This is a genomic window from Streptacidiphilus sp. ASG 303 (assembly GCF_020991365.1).
Taxonomy (GTDB): Bacteria; Actinomycetota; Actinomycetes; order Streptomycetales; family Streptomycetaceae; genus Peterkaempfera.
In genome coordinates, this window is the sequence record NZ_JAJLRA010000037.1 from 36,523 (window position 1) to 42,522 (window position 6,000).

Annotated in this window: 5 protein-coding genes and 1 pseudogene; 2 read left to right on the forward strand and 4 right to left on the reverse strand. The window is 69.8% G+C overall.

The window, feature by feature from the left end; all coding sequences use genetic code 11:
* Window positions 1-172: 172 nt before the first annotated feature.
* On the reverse strand, window positions 173-805 hold the full coding sequence (locus LO771_RS27710; protein WP_230747544.1) for a response regulator transcription factor: 633 nt from the start codon (window positions 803-805) through the stop codon (window positions 173-175).
* Between the two features lie 1,536 nt (window positions 806-2,341).
* Here LO771_RS27710 and LO771_RS27715 point away from each other — a divergent pair.
* Both LO771_RS27715 and LO771_RS27720 read left to right on the forward strand, forming a co-directional pair.
* A complete protein-coding gene (locus tag LO771_RS27715) occupies window positions 2,342-3,478 on the forward strand; it encodes a transaldolase family protein (protein ID WP_230747545.1) in 1,137 nt (378 codons plus the stop codon).
* A gap of 152 nt (window positions 3,479-3,630) precedes the next feature.
* The gene (locus LO771_RS27720; protein WP_230747546.1) at window positions 3,631-4,365 is read left to right on the forward strand and encodes a transposase family protein; all 735 of its coding nucleotides are present in this window, start codon (window positions 3,631-3,633) and stop codon (window positions 4,363-4,365) included.
* 166 nt (window positions 4,366-4,531) lie between these two features.
* Here the strand turns inward: LO771_RS27720 and LO771_RS27725 are convergent, their stop codons facing one another.
* From LO771_RS27725 to LO771_RS27735, 3 genes and pseudogenes are all read right to left on the reverse strand, one after another.
* Entirely contained in the window at window positions 4,532-4,900 is a 369-nt protein-coding gene (locus LO771_RS27725) for a cupin domain-containing protein (protein ID WP_308189023.1), read from the reverse strand.
* A 111-nt stretch (window positions 4,901-5,011) separates the two neighbouring features.
* The gene (locus LO771_RS27730) at window positions 5,012-5,767 is read right to left on the reverse strand and encodes an SDR family oxidoreductase (RefSeq protein ID WP_230747552.1); all 756 of its coding nucleotides are present in this window, start codon (window positions 5,765-5,767) and stop codon (window positions 5,012-5,014) included.
* Between the two features lie 119 nt (window positions 5,768-5,886).
* A pseudogene (locus LO771_RS27735) lies at window positions 5,887-6,000 on the reverse strand (IS5/IS1182 family transposase); the annotation flags it as partial.

The following is a 6,000-nucleotide window of genomic DNA, read 5'->3' on the forward strand; positions in this document are numbered from 1 at the left end:
GGCGGCCGCGGCCGGCACCCTGCCGCCCTCGATGCCGGTGCCGAGGGCGACGGCGACGTTCAGGAGGGCGGCGACCCGCGTCGCGACCAGGGCCCGGACCTCCAGCCGCGCCACCCGCAGGGACGCCTCCCCCGGCCGCCCGCGCGCAGGACCGGCGGCTGCGGCCGCCCGCTCACCGCCGGCCAGCGTCGCCCCCCTCGTCGAGGCTGCGGGCGAACCAGACGAGTTCGGCCTTGTTGCCCAGGTGCAGGCGTGCCCGGATGCGCTTGACGTAGGTGTCCACGGTCGACGGCTGCACACCCATGCGGCGGGCGGTCTGCGCGTGCGTCAGGCCCCGGGCGATCCACCCGAGGGCCTCCTCCTCCCGCGCGGTCAGCAGCGCGGCGCGGCCTTCGGCCGCCGCGCTCCGGGCGGCCGCACCGACCATCCCGGCCAGCTGCGGGGAGAGGTAGAACTCGCCGCCGGCGACGGAGCGGACCGCGGCGAGCAGCACCTCCTCGTCGCTGTCCTTGGTGACGTAGCCTGAGGCACCCGCGGCGACACAGGCGAGGACGTCGGCCGGACGGCTGGCGGCCGACACCATCAGCACCGCCGTGGCCCCGGCCAGTGCGCGGACTTCGGCCACCGCCGGCCGGTCCGCGGCGAGGTAGAGGTCGCACAGCACGACGTCCAGGGCGTCGTGGTCCCGCAGTTCCGACGGATGCGCCACGGCCTGGGCGACTTCCAGGCCGGGATCCTCACCGAGGATCACCGCGAGCCCCCGGCGCGCCACCGGGTGGTCGTCCACGATTCCCACCACCACCATGGCGCCATTGTCCCGGTCGGGAGGCGTCCGCGACAGGCGCAGGTCGCACTGCCTCGGGCGGCGGTTCCCTGCGGCGGTGAGACTCCGGGGAGCCGTCTCGCGGGCGTCTGCGGGGCCGGGCAGGGCGCGGCGGGCCGCACCGTCCGAGGGCCGCCACTTCCTGCCGGAGCAGGTGCGCGCGGCACGCTGCGCCGGGGCGGGACGGCGGCGCACGGCCGACCGGGTACGGCCGGTCCGGAGGCCGGCGACGTCCACCCCCACGGACGTGCGGGTCCGAGTCCCCGGACCTCGCGGCGGTCGCCGCCTCCAGCAGATGCCGGCCGTCGGTCTCCGGCGCACGCCGCTCCTCCGGCCGCCCCCCCCGGGCCGATGCCTCGTCGAGCAGGGCCCGGACGGCGCCCGGCTGCTGCAGGTTCAGGAAGCCGTACCGGCCGTGTCCACGTCCCCGGAGCCCAAGGAGAGCCCTCCCTGTACGTACGGGCCGGCCCCTCGGTGAGGACGACGCGCAGCCGGCCGTCGCCGTCGGCCTGCGGGTACAGCCCGCGGGTACGGCGTGCAGGTCTCACGGCAGTGCGCGGATCGGCCACCGGCCGGCACAAGGTGGCTGTGGCGGAGTGCCCACAGGTGCACGTGCCCGTCGGCCACCAGTCGACGGGGCTTCTTCGCGCGGCGGGACACGGGGCCGGGACCACGCGGTCCGGTCCACAGGGCACCCCTGGTGCGGTGAATCGGACCTCGACGAGACCTGTCGGGGGTCGGGGCCCGGCGGGACAGTGCAGCGGCAGCCGGCGGGCCGCCGCCGAGGGAGCGGCAGGGACCGGGACCGGCTGCCCGGCACGTGGCAGGCCCCGGTCCGGAGCCCTTCCTCCGTCCTTCGCACGGGGCAGTGGCGGAAGCGACGGAATGTGCGGACCCGCGGCCCCGAGGACGCGGGATGAGGCATGCCCGGGGAATGCGGCGGGCGCCGGCGGGCAGTGTCCTCGGGTGTCCCGGCCGGCCGGAGCCCCGGCCGACCACGGAATCAGCCTGTTCCGGGAGGGGGCAGGGACGGGATCACAGCGGGAGGAGCGCAGGGCCCGGGGCCGGCCGCGTCGGCGGTGGAAGGACGGAACGGTGCGGCCGGCCAGGTCCGCCACCCTCTCCGACTGCCGTCGGTCCAGTCCGGTCCTGCGGTGGTACGGCGACGGCCCCTCGCTCGGAGCATCCGTTGGTGCAGGAACCCCGAACGCTACCGGCAGGAGCCGTTGTCGCACCCACCGTGAGCCACCACACGACCGTTCTGAACAACCTTCCAGATGTCCGTCAAAGAGGATCAGGCCCACCATCGCGTCCCCCGAGTACGGAGCTCCTCGACGACGGCCTCGTCCACCAGTGTCCTCACGTACTACCCTCTTGCCGCGTCACCCGTTCAACCCGTCAACTCAACCACTCACCGGTCAACTGAAGCACTCCGCCACATGACATCACGAGTTCAGCCTGGGCAGTAAGCGCAGATAGGATTACTCCGGCAGCCGGAGGAGGACCACAGGAGCACGTATGAACAGAGATGCATGGCCGATCCCCACGTCGGCCGGCAAGATTCCCGGCCTCTGGCTGGATGATATGACCTGGGACCGGGTCTGCTCCGGTGACCTTGCCGCTCTGGCCGCCGAGGGTGAGGTCGCTGGAGTTACGATAGGCCCTGCCTTCTTCGAGAGCCCCGAAATTCGTGAAGCACCCGCAGCCGGATGCACTCGTTATGCCCGTTCTATTGCGTTGTCCGGAGAGTCGGCACTTGACCCGCAGGCGGTCTTCGCCGCTCTGATCCGGAGCGTCGGAGAGACGTGCCGTGTGCTGCGACCGCTATTCGAAGCGACCACAGGCCGGGACGGTTGGGTATGCCTCCCTGCCGTTCCGGATGACGAGAGCACACCGGAGGCGCTTCTCCAGGAGGTGCGGCGGCTGCACAGAAGCGTGGGCGAGCCCAACCTTTGCGTGGGTCTGCCGGCCACCCTGCCAGGGCTCCAGGCAATGGAGTCCGCGACCGCCGAAGGCATCACAACCAAAGTAGGCCCGATTTTCGACGCTGCACGCTACCGAGGGGCTGTCTACATGTACCTGGCGGGCGTTCGCCAGGCACAGAAGCGGAAGGTCGATCTTTCCACCATGCACCCGGTGGCAACCCTCTCCCTGGGGGCATTCGGCGCAGCGGTGGACGCTCGGCTGTATGCCATTGGTACTCCTGCGGCCTTGGAGCTAATCGGGCGGGCAGGTCTTGCTGGCGCACGCATGGCCTGCGCCGTCTTCCGCTCGCAGTTCGGCACTGGAGGTTCTCGGACCTTCCCGGATTCCCGTGCCAACCCTCTGCGCCCGCTCTGGGACTTCTCTGCGCCCGACCGCTCTTCCCTCGGGAGTGAGACGGGCCGTCCAATGGACTTCACCACGTCCATCACGTTCAGCAGGCGGTCCAGTTGGCAGGCGGGCAGCTCTTCCACCTGGGCGAGTACAGATCCGCTTGTCGACCCTGCAGACGATGCCGATAGCCCGCAGGAGGTCTTCCGGAGGATCTCCACCCTCGGCATCAGCCTCAGTGAGGTCGTGGCCGCGCTGGAGGCTGCCGTCCTGCAGGCCCGCCATGCGTCATGGGAAGCCCTCCTGCACTCGGTCGAGCGAGCATTCGAGGCAGGGCGGTAGGCCCTGAGGATCGTTCAGAACGGTCGCGTGGTGGCTCACGGTGGGTGCTACAACGGCTCCTGCCGGTAGCGTTCGGGGTTCCTGCACCAACGGACGCTGCGAGCGAGGGGCCGTCGCCGTACCACCGCAGGACCGGACTGGACCGACGGCAGTTGGAGAGGCTGGTGGACCTGGCCGGCCGCGCCGTTCCGGCCTTCCACCGCCGACGCGGCCGGCCCCGGGCCCTGCCGCTGGCCGATGCGGTCACGCCGGTGCTGTTCGTCCTGCGCAACAACGCCACCCAGCAGCTCGCCGGTGAGCTCTGGGGCGTCTCACAGGCCACGGTCGCCCGCCTGTGCCGCACCCTGAAACCCGTGATCGCCGCCGTTCTGGACCAGGCCACCCCTGCGGCCCGGCGCATCTGCCGCGGGACACTCGTCCTGGTCGACGGCACCCTCACCCCGAGCTGGGCCTGGAAGAACACCTCCGGCATGAACTCCGGCAAGCACCTCCGGACCGGCCACAACATGCAGCTCGCCGCCGACCTGCGCGGCCGGCTCCTGGCCGTCGGCCGGCCCCTGCCCGGAGCCCGCCACGACAGCACCGCCTACCGGGAATCGGGTCTGGCCGGCGCGATACGCACCGGCATCCCCGTCGCCGACCTGGGCTACCCGGGCACCGACTGCCGCATCCCGCACCGCAAGCCCCGCCACCGCCCGCTGACCGATGCCGAGCAGAACGCCAACCGCCACCACGCCCGCCTGCGCAGCCCCGTCGAACGCGCCGTGGCCCACCTCAAGACCTGGAAGATTCTCTCCACGCCCTACCGAGGACCGCTCGACCGCTTCGGCACCGTCCTCGCGGCGGTCGCGGCACTGGAGATCCACCGATCACGAGGGCCGTTCTGAACAACCTTCCAGAGCTGCCGAAGTCGTCTGGCGCCTGACAGGCGAACAGCGCAAACGTTACCTGATCAGGTGCAATTTCTGCCGTCACCTGGCAATCGGATGCAGAATCGGCGCTTTTTGCCGTGCCGGCCCCTGAGTTATCGGTCCTCATTGCAGCTCGCGACTTTCACGCGGAGCGGGATGCGCGGCGGTCCTTGCGCCGTTGCAGCTCTTCGGGTTCCACCAGGGTGAGCATGGGCTGGCCTGGCGCGCAGATCATGGTGACCAGGAAGCGGCACCAGGTGTCTGTCCGGTTGTTACCGTCCTGGTAGTGGATCACATCGCCGCCGGGTTCCCAGAAGGTGTCTCCGGCGGTGAGCACGCGTTCAGGTTCGCCTTCCAGTTCAAAGCGCATCTCCCCCTCCAGTATGTAGCCGAATGCCGGCCCTGAGTGGCGGTGCGGGGGGGTGCCTGCGGAGCCGGGCGGATGGTCGATGCGAACAGTCATCACCTCTGCGCCCTTCGGCATACGGGGCGCACTCACCGTCTGGAGCACGGTCAGAGCCTTCTCCCACGTGTCGGTCCCTGGCTGTTGGGGAAAGTTGCTCGGCGCATCACTCGGCATCGTCAGGGGTTTCCTCTCCTTCGCGCAGTTCCCAGGGGGCTGTCATGCCGGGTGTGGCGTCCTTTCGGTAAGCCAGCGGACATAGTGGACGGAACCGAGGCGGGCTCCCTTGGGAGCGGTGACGGCACCACCCGAGACGGCTGCGAAAAGACCTGCGCTTTCATCCGTCACGACCCTCAGGTCACCCTCGGGCCGGGCTTTCAGTGTCAGGCGCCCCAATTCGTCGAGGGGGATGACGTCGGGGCCTGCCACATTGAGGATGCTCTTCAACGGCGTTCCCACGCTCACCTCGGCGAGAAATTGGACGGCTTCATCAGCCGCCACCGGCTGGAGTGGCGTGCTGGGAAGCCGCACCGTGTTTCCCTCGGTCGTCCACGACATGATCTTGTCGACGAACTCCATGAACTGAGTCGAGCGCACGATGGACCACGCAACGGCACTGTGCTTGAACCGCTCTTCCTGCAAGAGCTTGGCCCGGTAGTAGTCGACCTGGGGGACGCGGTCGATCCCCACGATCGACAGAAGGACCGCGTGCCTGACCCTCGCCCGCTCGGCCGCCGCAAGGAGATTGTCCGCGGTCGTACGGAAGAACGAAGCAGCGGCAGCATCGAAGGACGGGGCATCAATGGCGTTGACAACGACATCGGCTGATGCCACCGCTTGCGGCAGTCCCTCGCCGGTGAGCAGGTCACACCCCGTGGACCGGTCGTGAGCGATGGCTTCGTGCCCCTCGGCCACCAGCCTCCTGACCAGCCTGGAACCCATGAAACCCGTTCCCCCAATGACAGAGATCCGCATCCTGCTCACCTCCGAAGCCAAGAAGAGAAGCTGGCAGCCCAACGTCGACCTGTGCGTCAGCCTCCAGTGTCACCCCTGCCGAACTGTCTCGCCACGGCCGGGTTACCTAACAAGACGTCTCATTTGGAGAGTCGGCGGTAGCCGATGAGTGCTGCGGCGAGGCCGACGAAGCCGAGGAAGTGCTCGGCTTTGCGCTCGTAGCGGCGGTGGAGACGTCGGCAGCCGCCGAGCCA